The 17,331-nt window shown below is 57.2% G+C and carries 19 protein-coding genes and 2 pseudogenes; 6 read left to right on the forward strand and 15 right to left on the reverse strand.

The window, feature by feature from the left end; translation table 11 throughout:
• Positions 1-109: 109 nt before the first annotated feature.
• From RZS32_RS00170 to RZS32_RS00225, 12 genes and pseudogenes are all read right to left on the reverse strand, one after another.
• Positions 110-1,294 (reverse strand): annotated as a pseudogene (locus RZS32_RS00170) (phage major capsid protein); the annotation flags it as partial.
• A 36-nt stretch (positions 1,295-1,330) separates the two neighbouring features.
• Positions 1,331-1,885, reverse strand: a complete 555-nt coding sequence (locus RZS32_RS00175) for an HK97 family phage prohead protease (RefSeq protein ID WP_317055023.1) — start codon at positions 1,883-1,885, stop codon at positions 1,331-1,333.
• Positions 1,886-1,918: 33 nt separating this feature from the next.
• Positions 1,919-2,332: a hypothetical protein gene (locus tag RZS32_RS00180; protein WP_317055024.1), complete on the reverse strand. Its 414-nt coding sequence runs from the start codon at positions 2,330-2,332 to the stop codon at positions 1,919-1,921.
• Positions 2,333-2,448: 116 nt separating this feature from the next.
• Positions 2,449-2,628: a hypothetical protein gene (locus tag RZS32_RS00185; RefSeq protein WP_339106751.1), complete on the reverse strand. Its 180-nt coding sequence runs from the start codon at positions 2,626-2,628 to the stop codon at positions 2,449-2,451.
• Complete coding sequence (locus tag RZS32_RS00190; RefSeq protein ID WP_317055026.1) at positions 2,625-3,809, reverse strand: phage portal protein; 1,185 nt, start codon at positions 3,807-3,809, stop codon at positions 2,625-2,627. Before RZS32_RS00190 ends, RZS32_RS00185 begins: the two co-directional genes overlap by 4 nt.
• Before the next feature lie 92 nt (positions 3,810-3,901).
• Positions 3,902-5,160, reverse strand: a pseudogene (locus RZS32_RS00195) (DNA-packaging protein).
• Between the two features lie 10 nt (positions 5,161-5,170).
• Positions 5,171-5,578 (reverse strand): hypothetical protein, encoded by a 408-nt coding sequence (locus RZS32_RS00200; protein ID WP_339106752.1) that lies wholly within the window; start codon positions 5,576-5,578, stop codon positions 5,171-5,173.
• Between the two features lie 120 nt (positions 5,579-5,698).
• The gene (gene mltG, locus RZS32_RS00205; protein ID WP_317055028.1) at positions 5,699-6,859 is read right to left on the reverse strand and encodes an endolytic transglycosylase MltG; all 1,161 of its coding nucleotides are present in this window, start codon (positions 6,857-6,859) and stop codon (positions 5,699-5,701) included.
• Complete coding sequence (gene fabF / locus RZS32_RS00210; RefSeq protein ID WP_317055029.1) at positions 6,859-8,118, reverse strand: beta-ketoacyl-ACP synthase II; 1,260 nt, start codon at positions 8,116-8,118, stop codon at positions 6,859-6,861. Before fabF ends, mltG begins: the two co-directional genes overlap by 1 nt.
• 127 nt (positions 8,119-8,245) lie before the next feature.
• Positions 8,246-8,989, reverse strand: a complete 744-nt coding sequence (locus RZS32_RS00215) for a 1-(5-phosphoribosyl)-5-[(5-phosphoribosylamino)methylideneamino] imidazole-4-carboxamide isomerase (protein WP_317055030.1) — start codon at positions 8,987-8,989, stop codon at positions 8,246-8,248.
• 216 nt (positions 8,990-9,205) lie between these two features.
• Entirely contained in the window at positions 9,206-9,784 is a 579-nt protein-coding gene (locus RZS32_RS00220) for a YceI family protein (protein ID WP_317055031.1), read from the reverse strand.
• Positions 9,785-9,944: 160 nt separating this feature from the next.
• Entirely contained in the window at positions 9,945-10,424 is a 480-nt protein-coding gene (locus RZS32_RS00225; protein WP_317055032.1) for a hypothetical protein, read from the reverse strand.
• A gap of 272 nt (positions 10,425-10,696) precedes the next feature.
• Between RZS32_RS00225 and rpsF the strand changes: the two genes are divergently transcribed.
• From rpsF to RZS32_RS00255, 6 genes are all read left to right on the forward strand, one after another.
• Complete coding sequence (gene rpsF, locus RZS32_RS00230) at positions 10,697-11,053, forward strand: 30S ribosomal protein S6 (protein ID WP_317055033.1); 357 nt, start codon at positions 10,697-10,699, stop codon at positions 11,051-11,053.
• A gap of 26 nt (positions 11,054-11,079) precedes the next feature.
• On the forward strand, positions 11,080-11,307 hold the full coding sequence (gene rpsR / locus RZS32_RS00235; RefSeq protein ID WP_317055034.1) for a 30S ribosomal protein S18: 228 nt from the start codon (positions 11,080-11,082) through the stop codon (positions 11,305-11,307).
• A gap of 14 nt (positions 11,308-11,321) precedes the next feature.
• A complete protein-coding gene (rplI, locus tag RZS32_RS00240; protein WP_317055035.1) occupies positions 11,322-11,969 on the forward strand; it encodes a 50S ribosomal protein L9 in 648 nt (215 codons plus the stop codon).
• 148 nt (positions 11,970-12,117) lie between these two features.
• Positions 12,118-12,483, forward strand: a complete 366-nt coding sequence (locus tag RZS32_RS00245) for a helix-turn-helix domain-containing protein (RefSeq protein WP_317055036.1) — start codon at positions 12,118-12,120, stop codon at positions 12,481-12,483.
• Complete coding sequence (locus RZS32_RS00250; RefSeq protein WP_317055037.1) at positions 12,480-13,193, forward strand: helix-turn-helix transcriptional regulator; 714 nt, start codon at positions 12,480-12,482, stop codon at positions 13,191-13,193. Before RZS32_RS00245 ends, RZS32_RS00250 begins: the two co-directional genes overlap by 4 nt.
• A gap of 166 nt (positions 13,194-13,359) precedes the next feature.
• A complete protein-coding gene (locus tag RZS32_RS00255) occupies positions 13,360-14,157 on the forward strand; it encodes an acyl-homoserine-lactone synthase (RefSeq protein ID WP_317055038.1) in 798 nt (265 codons plus the stop codon).
• A 75-nt stretch (positions 14,158-14,232) separates the two neighbouring features.
• Here the strand turns inward: RZS32_RS00255 and tig are convergent, their stop codons facing one another.
• The 3 genes from tig to RZS32_RS00270 all read right to left on the reverse strand — a co-directional run bounded on the left by tig (position 14,233) and on the right by RZS32_RS00270 (position 17,327).
• Positions 14,233-15,561, reverse strand: a complete 1,329-nt coding sequence (gene tig / locus RZS32_RS00260; protein WP_317055039.1) for a trigger factor — start codon at positions 15,559-15,561, stop codon at positions 14,233-14,235.
• A 552-nt stretch (positions 15,562-16,113) separates the two neighbouring features.
• A complete protein-coding gene (locus RZS32_RS00265; RefSeq protein ID WP_317055040.1) occupies positions 16,114-16,755 on the reverse strand; it encodes an SCO family protein in 642 nt (213 codons plus the stop codon).
• Positions 16,752-17,327 (reverse strand): hypothetical protein, encoded by a 576-nt coding sequence (locus RZS32_RS00270; protein ID WP_317055041.1) that lies wholly within the window; start codon positions 17,325-17,327, stop codon positions 16,752-16,754. The genes RZS32_RS00265 and RZS32_RS00270 overlap by 4 nt, the downstream gene beginning before the upstream one ends.
• Between the last annotated feature and the right edge of the window lie 4 nt (positions 17,328-17,331).

The raw sequence follows: 17,331 nt of genomic DNA on the forward strand, positions 1-17,331 counted from the left end.
CGATGCCACGCACCCGATCTCACACCAAACCAAGGAGACGCGCCTGGCGGCTTGCAAGATGCGTGGGCAATGACCGGGGGCACAGGCCCCCGATCACACATGCCAAGGCTCAGGAAAGGCCGAATTTCAGCAGTTTGATCGCCGCAAAATCGCTCACATCTCCGCCCACGCGCTTGGTGGCGTAAAACAGAACATGCGGCTTGGCTGAGAACGGATCGCGCAGCACGCGCAGGTCTGGGCGCTCTGCCACGGTGTAACCTGCACTGAAATCACCAAAGGCAATCGCGGTGGAATCTACGGCAATATCCGGCATGTCCTCGGCAATCAGCACCGGATACCCCAGAAGACGCGCAGGCTCTCCGGCCGCAAGACCATCCGACCAAAGGAACCGCCCATCGGCATCCTTCAGCTTGCGCACCGCACCGGCGGTCTTGGAATTCATCACGAATGTGCCATTTGCCCGGTACTGTGCGCCCAGCGCGTAAGCCAGATCAACAATCGCATCGGCTCCGTTGAAATCACCATCCGCACCCGTGGCCACATAGCCCAGGTTGCCCCAGCTCCAGCCGCCATTGGCCACAATTGAATGGGTCAGAAAACCAGTGGGCTTGTCCACACCGTCGCCATTCACAAAGGCAGCGGCCTCTGCGCGGGCAAACTTGTCGGCGATCCGGCCAGCCAGCCACGCCTCGATGTCAAACGCACTGTCATCCAGCAGACGCTGTGACGCTTTCGGCAGCGCATTCAGCTCGTGCAGCGGAATGGAAATCCGGTCAATTGAAGGTGTTGAGGTTTCCGTCGCATCGCCGGTCTCAGAGGCCCAGCCATGGCCAATATCCGTGTGATCAATCAGCACATCATAAGACGTCGCCTCAACCTCAACCACATTGGCAATGGCGCGTACCGACGCGGTGCTGCCCAGAACGCTCTTGATCGTGGCCGACGTCTCTGGGTCAACGAGGTAGCCCCCTTCTGCCGCCACAGCGGTACTGAGCGCCTTGCCTTCAAGCTCCAGTCCGCGCAGTCCATCATCATCGCCGGAGCGCAGGTAAGAGCCAAACGCCTTTTGATGCGGCGCGCCTGCATCCACGCTTTGCGAAAGTACCGGGCGTTTGGCGCCCATTGATTTACGTTCCATCTTGGTCATCTTGTCGTCCTGTTGCTGAAGTCGCTGTTGAATGTCGGCCTGAAAGCCTTTGAGGTCGCTGACAAATCCCGCCATGGCGGCCTTGATCTCGGTGACCGGAGACAGATCTTCCCCGGCCCGAGACCGCGTCTCGGTGTTGCTCATTTCTCGATCCTGTTTGGTTTCGTGGTTAGGGGCGCGCTGCTACATCTGCGCGATCTCCTGTCGGGCGTCCTCAAGGGCCGCCGCCAATTCACGCAAAGTGTCGCTGACCAGGGTATCGTCCTTGGCCCCCACCCGCGCACTGGGCAGCATGGGGAAGGTCACAAGCGACACCTCCCAAAGCTCCAGTTCCTTCAAGAGCCGCTGGCCCTTGTCATCTCTGACCGCCTTCACGGTGCGGTACCCGATGCTCAGCCCGTCAATGGCCTGTGCTGCAATCAACGTGGCTGCTTCTCGGGCGCGCTCTATGCCATCCAGAAGCCGGCCCTTGACATAAAGCCCCTTTTCATCTTCGCGCACCTCGTCCCAGACACCGATAGGCTGGGCCGGATCATGCTGCCAGAGCATCTTGATCTGACGCCCCTCCTCGGCAAGCCGCCGCAACGACCCGGAATACGCCCCGCGCTCAACCACATCGCCGCCACGGTCCTTGCGGCCAAAGTAACTGGCATAGCCTTCGATGTGCGTGCCATCAGTCACCGTGAGATCCTCATCAAATCGGCAAAACTTGCGCTCAAGCCCGGTCTCGGTCTGCATCTGTTGCTCCTTTCGTCCACGCATCTGCGGACGTTAACCTTGGTAAAAAGTGGTGATCGTGGTCCAAAGCGGGTGACAGCGGTGATAGGCATGGGCCCGACTGCCCTGGATCCCGTGCAGATCCCGCACAAGCCACGGCCCGCTATATTGCTCTCCCACTGGACGCGTGCGCGGCGAGTCATCGGAATGCGGCTCAAAATCGACGCTCAGACGCACCGGCCCTTCATACCAGACCAACGCCAGGAACTCGCATTGCCGAACCTTGCGAAACCGCACGTAGAAACTCGTACCTTCACGGGTTTCTTCGTCGTGGCTCACCTCCACATCGCGCACCACCGGGAACCAACGTGCTTCCAGAACCGGCCCCGCTGCGAAAAACGCAGGCGTCAGCGCCAGAGACATGCCAACCACCAGCAAGCTGCTGGAGAATTTCGTGAACTTAAACACCAAGCATACTCCCCTGCATAACAAACGACATGAACCCCCCCAGAATGGCCGCGATGATAAGCCAGACCAGCCGCGAAACATGCCCGTCGATCTTTTCCAGCCTTCGGTCAATTTGGTTAAAACGCAGAATCCATGAACTTCTGTTTTTCCTCGCTCACGGCACGTTCGGTTTCCATCGCCGCAACGCTCAGCTCCAGCGAGGTCAGCCGCCGCTCCACATGCCGAAACATGGCTTGCGTGCCGTCAAACGAGGCATAAAGCCCGTCTAGGTCGTTGTGTGTGTCATCCGAGTTCATACGCCCGCCTCAACTGCGGCCAGCCCAAGAAGCGCCCGTTTCTCCGCGTCGCTCAGGAAAGTTGCGGCCGTCACGCGCGCCCATTGCGCATCACGCTCTGCAGAAAGCGCCGGCACCTGATCCAGATCAGGTCGAAGCTCGAACACATCAATGGAATAGCTAGAAAGCCAATCCGCCACGCTCGCCACCACCCGTGCCACCAAGGGCAGCACTGTCAGCCGGTAAAAAGCGCGGTTAGCCTCCTGGTAATTGGCATAGGTCGCGTCACCCGGAATCCCCAAAAGCATCGGCGGCACCCCAAAGGCCAGCGCAATCTCACGCGCGGCACTCTCCTTGGTTTTCTGAAATTCCATGTCCGAGGGCGAAAAGCCCATCGGCTTCCAATCCAGCCCGCCTTCAAGCAGCATCGGTCGCCCGGCATTGCGCGCGCCCTGATGGTGGCTCTCCATCTCATTGACCAACCGGTCATACTGATCATGCGAGAGCGTACCTTGACCATCCGCACCAGAGAACACAATCGCACCGCTTGGGCGTGCCGCATTGTCCAAAAGAGCCTTGGACCAATGCGCCGCCGAATTGTGCACATCCACCGCCCGCGCCGCAGCCTGCATCGGCGACACGCCGTAATGGTCATCTTGTGGGTGAAAGCTCTTGATATGGCAGACCGGAGATGGCCCCTCGCCCACATCAAACCGATGCGCGCGGCCACCGACGCTGTACTCATACCCCACGGGCCAGCCATCACTGCCCGGCACGACGCTCATACGATCCGACCGCAACACGTGCAATTCCATGGGCAAGCCACCTTCAGGTGAGGCTACCGCCTCAAGATACCCGTTCCCGGTCAATAGAAGCTGACCGTATAGCGCCTCAAAAAGCTCCGCACGCCCCTGTACCGGATTGGGCCGCCGCACCAGATCCAAGGCCGGATGCTCGGCATATCGCGTCTGACGGTCCTGCAAGACGAGCGGCAAAGACGCCGCCGCCTCAGCGACCATTTTCACGCAGCGAAACCCAACCGGATTGCCCAGAAACCCCGTGCGCGTCAATGTCGCCGCATCGCGTGGAGACCACGCCACGCGCCCTGCGCTGTGCCAGGCCGCGACACGACCCACGGCACTTGCCTTGTGTTCGGGCGCGGCTCGTTCAATGCGAGAATTGCGAAAGAATTTCAGTACCATATCTGAGGTCTCCTTGACCCGTCACCTTGCTGAAAACCTGCTGCTCTCAACCTCGATGGGCATCAAAACCGCAAAGGTTTACGAAAGATTTATTAGACCGTACGCACCTGAGGGTTGCGCCATTGCGCGGCCGGTTCGATCATCAATTCGCTCAAAGCCCAGACCAGCGCATCCACCCGGTCGGGGCTGCCTGCGCCTTCAAATCCCTTGACGCTCATCGCACACATCTGGTCTTCCAGATCACCCAGGCCGCGCACATGCTTCACCCGGCCCTGCTCATAGAGCGCCGCCACCGGCTCGGCTCGCGCCGTCTTGCCGCGTGTCGCATGGACGGTTTTGACCGGCACCAACGGATCCACATTGCGGATCACCTCTGCCACCATGTCACCCCCTTGGTTGACCTCTGCCACCAAACGATCCGCCCCAAACTGTTCCATCGCTCTGATTGCGGCACTGGCCCAGGTCATCGGACTGGCCTCTCCAATGCTGCCATCGGCCAGCACATAGGCCCGCCAATCCTGCACCGGCCCCTTGGTCACGGCGCCCGCCACCACGATCCCACATTCATCCGACCCGGCCCGCCCCGTTACAGGCGGATCAATTGCGACAACAATCCGGTCAAGCTCTGGCACCTCATCAATACGCGCAGCTTCAAGACCCGAGGGCGTCCAAAGCGCCCCGTCCACCTTGTCGATCAAAAGCCCTTCCAGCTCTTGCCGCCCCAAAAGCGTGCCTGCGTATCGCGCCTGCACTTCTTCGAGAAAACTCTGTGCCAGCCGTGCCCGGTTGGCCTCTGTGGCGGCATGGGTCACAACAGTCGAGTCGCGTTCCAGCAGCTCTTTCAAAACCCCGATATTGCGCGGCGTCGTGGTGACACAGACACGTGGGTCTCTGCCAAGCCGCAAGCCAAATTGCAGCATGTCCCACGTCTCCCGCGCCTTCCGCCATTTGGCCATTTCATCCACCCAGGCCCCGTCAAATTGCGGACCGCGCAGGCTCTCAGGGTCATGCGCCGAGAAAATCTGCGCTATTGCCCCGTTGGGCCACAAAAGCCGCTTGCGTGTTGGCTGCCAAACAGGCCGCCGGTCAGGCGGAGAACAGGCCAGAATGCCACTCTCGCCAAAAACCATGACCTCTCGCACCTGGTCGATCGTTTCCCCAACCAAAGCCATACGCCGGCACTTGCCCGGATAAAGCGGCCGTGACCCTTCAACCTGTGCACGCACCCATTCGGCCCCAGCACGCGTCTTTCCCGCGCCGCGCCCCCCATGATCACCCAGGACCGCCACTTACCCGTCGGTGGCAATTGATGATCCATCGCCCAAAACTCAAAGAGGTAGGGCAAGGCCATCGTTTCACCGTCACTCAGATTGTCGAGAAACTCCGCCTGTATCTCGGGCTCTTCTGAGACGATCCAGTTCACATCCAATCGTCTCTTTTGCCCGGTCAAGATCGAGTCCGTAGGATAGGCTGATGCCAAGCTCTTGTTTTTCTCGGTTTGCAAGTTGCGCCTCCGCTTCGATGGCGATCTTGAGCCACTGCCGGATGTCGGCAATGATTCTGGATGCATTCTTCAACTCGCCGAATTCACCAAGCTGGACCCGATCATACATCGCCGACAGCTCCTTGCGCATATCGGCAAGCTGCCGTTCCAGCGTATCAACCGCCTCGGTCAATCCGCTGGGGGTTTCACTGATTGTAATCAAGGGCATAAGCGGGGGTTTGACCTCATTGGTGTTTGTTTCGACAGCGCCTGAGAAGCGGGGCAATACCCCCGACCTGCTTAGGCGCGTGAGACAACTCTGCTCAATGAGGCTTAACAAACATTGCGCGAACCGTGCGCACCCCCGATCAGGGGCCGCAACACATGGTTCAGGCCGTGGAAAATGTTATTGGTCGTCCTGCGCCCGCTCCAGCGCGCGGTAGGCAGCGACATTTTCGTTATGCTGTTCCAGCGTTTCCGCAAAGAGATGCCCGTCACGCGGATTGAGCGACTTGGCTACAAAGAAAATGTAATCGGTATCCAACGGCTTCACCGCCGCCTCGATACTGTCGCGTCCCGGATTGGCAATCGGGGTCGGCGGCAAGCCTTCAATCACATAGGTATTGTAGGGCGTTGCCCGCCGCAATTCGCTTTGCCGCAGCCCCCGTCCCAGAACGCCCTCACCATTGGTGATCCCATAGATCACCGTTGGGTCGGTCTGAAGCCGCATCCCTTGTCTGAGGCGGTTGGTGAACACACTGGCCACCTGTCCGCGCTCCTCGGCCACACCGGTTTCCTTTTCAATGATAGAGGCCAGGATGAGCGCCTGATAGGGTTCAGTCAGCGGAATGTCCCCATCTCTGTCTTCCCAGACCTCAGCCAGGATCGCATCCTGCGCGTCACGCATCCGCTGAATCACGCTCGCCCTGTCATCCCCAGAGCTGAATTCATAACTGTCCGGTGCCAGGCTGCCCTCCGGCGGCACTTCGGCGACCTCACCTTCCAGCGCATCTATCGAATTCAACGCATTCACGATTTGCCAGCTGGTCACACCTTCGGCCACGGCAACACGGTACCGCGTATCGGCTTGATCGCGGACTTCGGTGTAGTCGGCGGGCGCGTCCTCTCCCACGGCAAACGCGACACGTTCCACAAACCTGTTGGTTGCAGGATCCAGCTCTCTGACTTCTGTTTGAGCAGAGTTTACACCAATCCGATACACCACTTCCGTGCCACAGGTACTCGCCCCGCCGCGCGTGATGATATCGGCAATCTCGTTCATGCTCGATCCTTCGGGGATCAACCAGCTACCGGCTTTCAAGAGCTGCGTCTTGTCCGCGTAATCTACGCCAATCCGAAAGATCGAACCGTTTGAGACCGCGCCCTGTTCGGCAAGGTTTTCCGAAATCCCACGCATCGAACTGCCGCGCGGCACCTGAAGGCAGATCGGCTCTTCCAAAGGGCCTGCGCTGCTATACTGGTTTTGCCCCCAAAGGACCGCGCCCCCCAGCAGGAAGACAATCACCACCAGCAAAGTCAGGAAATTCGAGGCGATGTTGCGCCACATCAGCGAACCTTCCCGACACACAGAGACGCATTGGTGCCGCCAAAACCAAAGCTATTGGACAGCGCCACGTTGATCTCACGCTCATGCTTGGCATTCGCCGCAAGGTTGAGCGGTGTTTCCACAGCCGGATTATCAAGGTTGATCGTGGGCGGTGCCACCTGATCACGCACCGCAAGGATTGAGAAAATCGCCTCAATCGCCCCAGCAGCTCCCAAGAGGTGTCCGGTGGACGACTTGGTTGACGACATCGTCGCGTTCGAGGCCGCATCCCCCAACAGCGTCTCAACCGCCTTCAACTCAATCGTATCCGCCATGGTCGATGTGCCATGCGCGTTGATGTAGTCCACATCCGCTGGGGTCAGATCCGCGTTTTTCAACGCCGCCTGCATTGCGCGCAGGCCGCCATCGCCATCCTCGCTGGGCGCAGTGATGTGATAGGCATCTCCAGACAACCCATACCCCAAGACTTCGGCGTAAATCTTGGCACCGCGCGCTTTGGCGTGCTCATATTCTTCCAGCACAACCATGCCCGCGCCTTCGCCCATAACAAACCCGTCGCGATCCGCGTCATAAGGGCGGCTTGCCGCCTTGGGATCATCTGCGCGCTTTGTCGACAGCGCCTTGCATGCGTTGAACCCGGCAATCCCGATCTCGCAGATCGACGCCTCAGCCCCGCCCGCCACCATCACATCGGCATCGCCAAACATAATCAGCCGTGAGGCATCGCCAATTGCATGCGCACCGGTAGAACAAGCCGTGACAACCGCGTGGTTGGGGCCTTTGAATCCATGGCGAATGCTCACCTGACCACCGATCAGATTGATGAGCGCACCAGGAATAAAGAAGGGAGATACCCGCCGCACCCCCTTGTCGCGGATGATGTTTGTGGTCTCTTCAATAGAGCGCAGCCCGCCAATCCCAGAGCCCATCATCACGCCGGTGCGACACCGGCTTTCCTCATCTTCTGGCATCCAATCCGCATCGCGAACCGCCATATCCGCCGCAGCCACGCCATAGCAGATAAAGTCATCCACTTTCCGGCGCTCTTTGGGCTCCATGTAGTCGTCAGTGCAGAACGTACCGTCGCTGCCATCGCCTAACGGCACTTCGCAGGCATATTTCGTCGCAACATTGACCGGATCAAACCGGGTGATCGTGCCCGCACCAGACTGTCCATCCAAAAGACGGCTCCAAGTTTCTTCAACGCCCGAAGCCAGGGGAGTAACCAGCCCAAGGCCGGTGACAACGACACGCCGCATACTGCTGCCCTCTTCCTAAATTCTTTCGCTGCTCTTAGCGCGCCTTACCCCCCATGGGCAAGCCCATCAAGGCGAAGAGGCGCGCATCGCCGCTCTTCCTTGGATTGTCTGCAATTGAGCTGCAAGTCTACTGGAAATCCGCAACCGGCTCTGGCGTGGCCTGTGCCAACTCCAGCGCTTCAGCCAGATCGACGTCCTTGGACAAAAGCGCGCGCCCGATGATCGCGCCCGAGATATTCGGCACATATTTCAGCAACGACACATCATCCACCTTGCGCACCGTACCACGTGCAATCACCTGATGCCGCGTCTCAGCCGCAAGGCCCGAAATCACGCCCACAGAGCCGTCGGTGTCTTCAATATCGGCATCAATGTCCGTCACGATCATCCCGGCCAGCGGGGCTTCATCAAAGGCACGCACAAAGGCCGCAGGGTCAAACGCGCTTTGCGTTCGCCAGCCTTCGGTCATCACGGAGCCTTGAAATATATCCACGGCCAGCACAATCTGATCGGGATGCCACTTGGCCAGCTCTCGCACCATCTCGGGCTCATAGGCCGCCATCGTGCCAATCACGATGCGACCGGCCCCTTTCTCGATCCAGCGCTCTACAACTTCACGCGACCGAAACCCACCGCCAAGTTGTACGGGAATGCCCGCAGAGCGAATGATCTCTTCCAGCAGATCATTGTTGTTGCCCTCTCCTGCAAGCGCATTGATATCGGTGACATGCATCCATTCAGCACCTGCCGCCGCAAACCCTTTGGCGGTCTCAAGTGGATCAACATGCCAAAGAACAGGGTCCTCCAATCGACCCCGCGTGAGGGACACACATTTACCATTATGAAGTTCTAACGTCGGGTAGATGATCATGGCAGCCATACCTTCATGAGGGAACGCCCGTCATAATTTCGGGCATAGTGTAAAATGCCTCAACTCAAGGTTTTGGTATAGACACAAATCGGCATCCTGTTGCCTGATAGCGAACTGGCACGAGGATGCGCTGTTTTTTGCCCGCAAACCGCAGATGATGAAAAAGGCCCAGGAATTGCATCCCGGACCTTTCCAAACTCGTGTGTCAGCGGCCCCCTATTCGGCCTTGCCAGCCTCGATAGAGATCCGTACGTCCAACTCATCGCTCACATTTGGCGCGAAAGCACCAAGGTTGAAATCGGACCGTTTGACGACGGTCGTTGCGTCAAAGCCCGCCCAATCCTTGCCGTTCAACGGGTTTTGTCCGACCTGATTGAGCTTTGCATCCAAAACTACGGATTTGGTCACATCGTTGATTGTCAGATCACCCGTGATATCTGCAGTGTTATCACCCGTCACCTCGATCGCCGTGGAGGTGAACGTGATCATGTCACCGTCCTGCGCTCCAAAGAAATCTTCAGCCATGAAGTGCTGAAACCGCGCCTCCCAGCCTGTAAACAACGACTTAACCGGCATGGCTACGGAAACGCTCGAGTTTTCGGGGTTGTTTTGGTCAAACACGATCTCGCCTTCAAAGCCTGAGAACATGTTGTAGGTCGTGGAAAAACCAAAATGATTGTAAGAGAACATCACCTGACTGTGGCTGGCATCCAGCGTATACTTCTCAGGTGCCGCAAAGGCGGCTGAGGCTGTTGTGGCAAGTGCCAGGACTCCGGCGGTGGCAAGATGTTTCATGACTGTGCTCCTTGGCGTGTCAGATAATTCATGCCATCTAAAATGGAGTATCCACGCGCCAGAGCAAGTTGGCAGTTTTCAACACAATGTGTGGAAGAACGAACAGACGCAGGGTTCTCTGTGCATCAACACAAAGTCCTGATTGCCGAGCGCGTCGCCTCTAAGCTTTGAGACTGCGCAAAAGCGCCCTGCCCTCATCTTCTCCAATCTCAACATCAACCATCAGCTCGCCTTGCTCATCGCGCGCCCGCAACCGGTCTTTGCGCAGCGAAAGCTCCTGCAGGTCATCCATCTCATGGCACGCCTTCAAGACGGCTTTGCCTCGGTTGTCATACTCATAAACCCGCAGCTGCCTCGTAATGAGGTCAACCTGCACCTCAGGTTCGCGCGCCCGCGCCGAAACCCCGTGAAACAAAAACGCGCCAGCGGCGACCATCACGCAGGACGCCACCAGTTTGATGAGCTGCATCGCGCTGTCTTCTGCCGGCACCAGCCAAATTCCCAAGGCCGCCATGTACAAAGCGCCACCTGCACAGGACGCAATCGCGCGCCGTGCCGAGCTGGCACGTTCAGTAGGTTGAAGCACCGCATCAGAAAACTCATGGGTCTGGGTGTCAGAATGATCAGAAACAGCCGCCATTTTCCGCCTTGTCCAAGCCTATACCGATGGAAATCTGAAGATAAGTTTGCCAAGCAATCGCGACAGAAATGCGGCCAGCATTCGGCAGGGTCATGGCGATTTGCCCTACGGGCAGCCTGCTCTGGCCTTGCCCGCTTGCGCAAACAGACGATCCATCGTATAGCCCGGCTTCCTTTCGCTCAAACATTTGAACCGCGCAGTCTCTCGTGGACGGGTCGCGAAAGGCAAATGGCCCGCCTTTGAAATGCGCCTAGACAGAAGTGGAACCACACATGCCGCTCTATGAGCATGTTTTTATCTCGCGTCAGGACTTGTCCAACACGCAAGCTGAAGGCCTTATCGAACATTTTGGCACCGTCCTTTCGGACAATGGCGGCAAGATCGTCGAATCCGAATATTGGGGCGTCAAAACGATGGCCTATAAGATCAACAAAAATCGCAAAGGGCATTATGCCTTTCTGAAGACTGACGCGCCTGCCGCAGCGGTCCAGGAAATGGAACGCCTGATGCGTCTGCATGATGACGTGATGCGCGTTTTGACCATCAAGGTCGACGAGCACGCCGAAGGCCCGTCCATTCAGATGCAAAAACGCGAAGAGCGTGGTGACCGCCGCGAACGTCGCAGCTGATCAGCTTGAGAAAAGGACTGTAAACCATGGCAACAAAACCATTTTTCCGCCGTCGTAAAGTGTGCCCCTTCTCAGGCGAGAACGCACCAAAGATCGACTACAAGGACACCAAACTCCTGCAGCGCTACATCTCTGAGCGCGGCAAGATCGTGCCCTCCCGTATCACCGCAGTATCCGCCAAAAAGCAGCGTGAATTGGCCCGTGCCATCAAACGCGCCCGCTTCCTGGCTTTGCTGCCTTACGCTGTGAAGTAAGAAGGAAATTTGACATGCAAGTAATCCTTCTCGAACGCGTCGCCAAACTAGGACAGATGGGTGATGTTGTGGACGTAAAGCCCGGCTTTGCGCGCAACTTCCTTCTGCCTCAGAAAAAAGCCTTGTCGGCCTCCGAGGCCAACATCGCTCAGTTTGAAGCGCAGAAAGCTCAGCTTGAGGCCAACAACCTTGAGACCAAGAAAGAAGCCGATGCGCTGGCCGATAAACTCAATGGGCAACAGTTCATCGTGATTCGCCAAGCCTCAGACGCCGGTTCGCTTTATGGCTCCGTCACCACACGTGACGCCGCCGAGGCCGCAACCGAGGCCGGGTTTACCGTTGACCGCAAACAAGTCGCGCTGACGGGCCCGATCAAAGAGCTTGGTCTGCACGAGGTGTTGGTCAATCTGCATCCTGAAGTGGACGCAACCATCCAATTGAACGTCGCCCGCTCGCAGGAAGAAGCCGAACTTCAGGCCTCCGGGAAGACCATTCAGGAGCTGGCCGCCGAGGAAGAAGAAGCCGCTGATTTTGAGATCGCGGAGCTCTTTGACGATATCGGATCTGCAGCAAATGATGACGCTGATCTGGCTGAAGCCGTTGAAGACGTGCTTCCAGAAGAAGCATCTGACAGCTCTGAAGCGTCTGACGACGAAAGCTAAGCTCTTAATTTTACGACCTAAAAGCCGCCTGAGCCAAATGCGCTTGGGCGGCTTTTTCTTTTGCAGCCACGTTTATTGAAAACTCCTTTAAATTAACTTGAAAATAAGTTACTCTACTTTAGGTAGTATTCAAGTGAAGCTGTGAAGAATGCAAATTGACAAACTCATCGGGCAAAGAGTTCGCACATATCGAAATGAAAAGGGTCTGAAGTTGTCAGAACTTGCGCAAGCGCTCGGCATTTCAGTCGAGCAAATGCAGGCTTACGAAGCTGGCGCGCGACGCATTCTCCCTTCACAGCTCTGGCACATTGCAGACCTGCTCGGTATTTCCGTCGTTCGTCTGTTCCAAAACGAGCCGTCGAAAGACTACGAAGTCAAAGAGATGCAGGAGATGCTTGATTTATTCGACACGCTGCCTGCGCCGCAAAAGTCTCGCGTCCTTTTGCAGATGCGCGCGCTCTCTTGTCCGGAACTGAAAACGCTGCCGCCACCGGCAAATAAACGACCGCAATGACCCCGTACACTAGTCTCATTGACCTGGCAAAAACCCCCAAGGGCCAAAAGGATTTTGTGCAGCAGCTTAACGCAGTGTGCGACACGCTTGGCTTGGACTACGCGTCTTATGCGTCCACCAATCCGATTTCCGGCAAGGTTCATGCCTTCACCACCTACCCTGATGCGTGGAAAGAGCACTATATGGGGGAACGCTTTCACCTTGTGGATCCGACGCTAAAGGCCGCATCGCGCAGCATTGCTCCGGTAGACTGGCAACGCCTTCGGCAGGACCCCGGGTTTCAATCGGTCTTCCACCGTGCCAGAGACTTCAACCTGCCGCAATCCGGCTTAACGGTGCCGGTGCGCGGCCCATTTGGCGACACTGGTTTGTTGAGCGTCACATCTGACCTGACCACACCGGATTGGGTGAAGCTGAAGGGCGAGGTGATCCAACAGCTGCAAACCTTAGCTGTAAATCTGCATGACACTGTGATGCATTCTGAGCGCCTATCATACTTGCTGGGTCACGCGACCTTGTCCGCCCGCGAAGTGGAAATCCTGCAATGGATTGCCGCGGGCAAGTCGCAACAGGATGTGGGTGATATCCTCTCAATCTCGGTGCGTACGGTAGAGGTTCATATCAGATCCAGCCGTGAAAAGCTCTGCACACTGACCACCGCTCAGGCCGTAGGACGTGCGGTCAGCCTTGGATTGATCACACCAGGATAGGCCCGACATGCACCATAGAATTTTGCGAAAGGCCGTGATCCACGGTTTTTCGCAAAACGCCTTAGTTGAGCAACCTCAAAAGGCACTACGGGATTCCCCCAATATCAAAAATCCAGCTGTTCTCTACCTTCCAATGCAGTCGCACCAAAAAGGGAAGGAACAGACAATGTTGTTAGTAGTAGACGCCCTTAACAAACATCGCTTTGGGGCAATTCTGGACGAAATGTATCAGCTGCGCGCACGGGTTTTCCGCGATCGTATGGGCTGGGATGTAAATGTGCGTAATGGACGTGAAATTGACTTGTTCGACGGGCTGGACCCGGCCTATGTCATCACACTCAATGACACCTATGGCGTGACAGGATGCGCGCGTCTTTTGCAAACGACAGGCCCGCATATGCTGTCGGATGTGTTCTTTGACATTCTGGATGGAGAGCCTCCACTGCGAAGCGCAACTGTTTGGGAATCAACACGGTTTTGCGTTGACCGCCAGCGCCTCTCAGGCGGGCATGGCAAAAACACCGTGTCCTACACCACCTCGGAATTGATGGTTGGGATTATGGAATATGCCAAATCAGCCGGGATCGCAGATATCATCACGGTCATCGACCCGCTCATGGACCGTATCCTGCACCGCTCGGACAATGCGCCTTATGGGTATGTCGGAAAAACGGCGGATATGGGCAAGGTCAAGGCCCTGGCCGCTCTGATTGATTGCAGCTCTGAGCGGATCAGCAAAGTGCGGGCCTTTGCGGGCATCGATGGCGATATCTTTGCGCCAGAAGAAGAAGTCGCCGCGGCTCTTGCACCAACTCCGGATGCGGCAATGAATCCCGAACTCAAAACCTATATGCGGGACCAAATCGCATCGGCAGAAACCGACCGCGAGCGCGCCGCCGCAATCGCACTGCAGAACGCTTTGTCAGGCACTGAAACGCCCGGGTCCCGCGCCTTCGACGCCTGAAGCGTTTTGACCACTCACACAAAAAAACGGGCCGCTCGATTTGGGCGGCCCGTTCCTGTTGATGTCGGGTGACACCTACTCTTCCAGCGCTTCAACCGCTTTTTCAAGCTTGGCTTTGGTCACTTCCTTATCCGTCACCTTGGCCTGTTCCACGATATGGTCGATGACCTTTTCTTCAAAGATCGGTGCGCGCAGTTGCTGACCCATTTGAGGGTTTTGCTGAACGAATTCAAAGAATTCACGTTCCTGACCCGGGTACTGACGCGCTTGCTCCATGACCGCTTGCGTCATCTCCGCATCCGTCACTTCAACCTCGGCCTTTTTGCCAAGCTCAGCCAACAAAAGGCCAAGACGCACCCGGCGTTCAGCCAGCTTGGTATGCTCTTCCGTGGGCTCAATCTCGGGATGATCATGACCTTCGACATCGGGATTCTCATCATGCCACAGCTGGTGCGCAATCGAGTCTGCTTCTGCCTTGACCATCGACGGAGGAAGCTCAAAACTCACCATTTTGTCGAGCTCATCAAGAATGCCACGCTTCATCACCGCACGGGCCGCGCCGGAATACTCCGCCTCCAGCTTCTCACCGATCTGCGCTTTGAGCGCATCAAGGTTCTCGGCCCCATATTTCTCAGCCAGTTCATCATTTATTTCGGCCGCAACAGGCTCTTTGACAGCCTTGATATTACAGGTGAATTCCGCGTCTTTCCCGGCCAGATGCTCCGCCTGGTACTCATCCGGGAACTTGACCTTGGCAACCTTCTCTTCACCGGCTTTCACGCCGACAAGCTGCTCTTCAAAACCGGGAATGAAGCTATTGGACCCCAGAACAAGCGGGTAGTCCTCTGCGCTTCCACCGTCAAAGGCTTCACCGTCCACACGACCGACGAAATCCATGACGACCTGATCACCATCCTTGGCTTTGGTGCCTTTCTTGCGATCTTTGAAATCCTGCGCCGTCTTGGCCAGGTTATCCAAGGCTTCCTTGATGTCCTTATCAGCGGCCTTGGCCACAAGGCGTTCCGCCTTGATCTTTGAAAGATCCACCTCGGGGATGTCCGGCAGCGCCTCGTAGCTCATGTCAAGCTCGACATCCTCGCCCGGCTTCCAGTCCTCATTGGTCATTTTGACATCGGGGCGCGCGGCGGGCTGTTCGCCGGTTTCCTCGAAATGCGCATTCATCGCGCCATCGACGGCCTCTTGCATGGCCTCACCCATGACTTTGTCGCCAAACTGTTTTTTCAACAGCGGCAAGGGCACCTTACCTTTGCGAAAACCCTTCATCTCAATGTCCGGTTGCGCTTCCTTGAGCTTGTCCATGACCTTGTCATCAAGCTCTTTGGCCGAAAGCGTCATCGTGTAGCCGCGCTTGAGGCCTTCCTTCAACGTCTCTGTGACCTGCATGTTCGTCCTTCCAGTGCATAGGGGCCGCGGAGGCGTCCGCGGCGGTCAAAATCACTGGGGTCTTCTAGGGGGGCTGAGCGGTGTGCAAGCGGAGTTTGCGGGGGCTGACGGTTATGTCATGAATGGGATGGTGGCGCCCCGGTGAGCCCCGTCTCAGCCTGGAAGCTGTCATTGGAGTTTTGGTAATCATTTCCTGTACAGGGGCCGCTCAGCGGAACTTAGCGGACCTTGCGTTGAGCCGTGTCAGCGGCGGACCGGGGGACGGCGCATCCGGAAAATGATCGGCGCGCTTTATCCCGGCCAAGTCCGCCTGCCAAATAATCATAACATTGACGCCACCTAAAGCGCCGGCCCATCGGGCCGGTCCGGCGCTGGCACGGCGGGCATGCGGCCCTCGATTCCGTGCCTTTGGTGTGGAGAACGAAGGTACGGGATGGGCTCAAAGGTGTATCAATAACGAACCGGGGCGCGTCTACGTTTTGCTTGCACAGTTTGCGCATGTCTTTAGCACAATCACCGAAGGGAATGGCGGCTTGCCTAGGCTCCCACCCCTCAGGACCCCGCCTTCACATATTTCTGCACAATCTGGCTCACCTGCTCTGGCGGCAAAATCGGCGGCACTTGCGTCAGGACATTCCCCTCCGGGTCCAGCACATAGATAAAGCTGCCATGGGAATAGATCGGCCCGTATTGCGGATCATCAAAGAGGTGCTCAAACTGCACATTGTAAGCCTCATAGGCCACGCCCAATGCCTCAGGTGTCCCGGTCAGACCCAAGAGGCGATCTGAGATTTTGGCAAGGCTCGGCCCCATAGTCTCAAGACTGTCCAGTTTGGGGTCAATCGTCACCACCAGCGCCTGCGCCTCGATACCATCCGTTTCAAGTTGCTCTGCCGCCTGCGCCATCATTGGCAAGGCCGCGCTGCAGATGCCGGGGCAATTGGCATAGCCAAAGAACAAAAGCTGGTACTTGCCATCCGGGTCGGCCTGACTGCGCGCCTCGCCTGTGTGATCCACCAATTCAAACGGCCCGCCAACCTCCCAGGGAAGAGCAGTCGGCGCCTCCTTCAGCGCCTGCTCCACATCCGGCGAAATCACAGAACTGGCCGTGCCACCATCGTGATCATGGCCGTCATGCGCCCAAGCGGTGGCGGCCAGGGATCCGGCCGCCAGCATTGAGACAACGCGTTTCATTCAGAGAACCAGTCTGCGATGAATGCCTCATCGGTTTCCAGGCCCAGCCCAAGATAGCCGTTCTTCTCGATTTTAGCTTTTATGCGAGGATCGCGGCGGAACCACGGACCTTTCCCTTTCGCTTCCGGATGAGCCGCCGCCCACTTCTTGGTCCAGGTGTTGGCCTTGACCCATTCGGCATCACCCACATTGCGGATTTTCTGAATAAGATAGACGTTTTGAGCTCCAAGATCCGGATCCTCAATCATTAGACCGTCCACCTCGACATCCGCCTGGCAATACGGGGCCAGTTCCAAAGCTGCCCCGGTAAAGGCAGGCTGGCTGTTCTTGTTGGGATAGACCAGCACACCGTCGGTCGCGCGCAACAGGCCCAACTGACGCTTGCCATCACCGCAATTGTCCGGGCAATCGCCTGATAGTTCGCACAGAATATCCACGACCTTTGCCTCAAATCGTGCGGGTTGTTCTGCGAAAAGGTTCCAAGTTTTGGCTTCTGAATTGGCCGAGAAATCCTCGGCACTGGCAGCCATCGGAAGCGCCATGCAGGCGAGAGACAAGAAAAACTTTTTCATGGCA

This window comes from Roseovarius sp. W115 (assembly GCF_032842945.2).
GTDB classification, from domain to species: domain Bacteria; phylum Pseudomonadota; class Alphaproteobacteria; order Rhodobacterales; family Rhodobacteraceae; genus Roseovarius; species Roseovarius rhodophyticola.

Bases quoted from the DNA above. Each gene is read 5' to 3' on its own strand.
- rplI (WP_317055035.1), top strand. From the start codon at position 11,322: ATGCAAGTAATCCTTCTCGAACGCGTCGCCAAACTAGGACAGATGGGT.
- RZS32_RS00255 (WP_317055038.1), top strand. From the start codon at position 13,360: ATGTTGTTAGTAGTAGACGCCCTTAACAAACATCGCTTTGGGGCAATT.
- RZS32_RS00185 (WP_339106751.1), bottom strand. From the start codon at position 2,628: ATGAACTCGGATGACACACACAACGACCTAGACGGGCTTTATGCCTCG.
- RZS32_RS00270 (WP_317055041.1), bottom strand. From the start codon at position 17,327: ATGAAAAAGTTTTTCTTGTCTCTCGCCTGCATGGCGCTTCCGATGGCT.
- RZS32_RS00225 (WP_317055032.1), bottom strand. From the start codon at position 10,424: ATGGCGGCTGTTTCTGATCATTCTGACACCCAGACCCATGAGTTTTCT.
- RZS32_RS00245 (WP_317055036.1), top strand. From the start codon at position 12,118: ATGCAAATTGACAAACTCATCGGGCAAAGAGTTCGCACATATCGAAAT.
- mltG (WP_317055028.1), bottom strand. From the start codon at position 6,859: ATGTGGCGCAACATCGCCTCGAATTTCCTGACTTTGCTGGTGGTGATT.
- RZS32_RS00175 (WP_317055023.1), bottom strand. From the start codon at position 1,885: ATGCAGACCGAGACCGGGCTTGAGCGCAAGTTTTGCCGATTTGATGAG.
- RZS32_RS00265 (WP_317055040.1), bottom strand. From the start codon at position 16,755: ATGAAACGCGTTGTCTCAATGCTGGCGGCCGGATCCCTGGCCGCCACC.
- rpsR (WP_317055034.1), top strand. From the start codon at position 11,080: ATGGCAACAAAACCATTTTTCCGCCGTCGTAAAGTGTGCCCCTTCTCA.
- RZS32_RS00220 (WP_317055031.1), bottom strand. From the start codon at position 9,784: ATGAAACATCTTGCCACCGCCGGAGTCCTGGCACTTGCCACAACAGCC.
- RZS32_RS00215 (WP_317055030.1), bottom strand. From the start codon at position 8,989: ATGATCATCTACCCGACGTTAGAACTTCATAATGGTAAATGTGTGTCC.
- rpsF (WP_317055033.1), top strand. From the start codon at position 10,697: ATGCCGCTCTATGAGCATGTTTTTATCTCGCGTCAGGACTTGTCCAAC.
- tig (WP_317055039.1), bottom strand. From the start codon at position 15,561: ATGCAGGTCACAGAGACGTTGAAGGAAGGCCTCAAGCGCGGCTACACG.
- fabF (WP_317055029.1), bottom strand. From the start codon at position 8,118: ATGCGGCGTGTCGTTGTCACCGGCCTTGGGCTGGTTACTCCCCTGGCT.
- RZS32_RS00250 (WP_317055037.1), top strand. From the start codon at position 12,480: ATGACCCCGTACACTAGTCTCATTGACCTGGCAAAAACCCCCAAGGGC.
- RZS32_RS00190 (WP_317055026.1), bottom strand. From the start codon at position 3,809: ATGGTACTGAAATTCTTTCGCAATTCTCGCATTGAACGAGCCGCGCCC.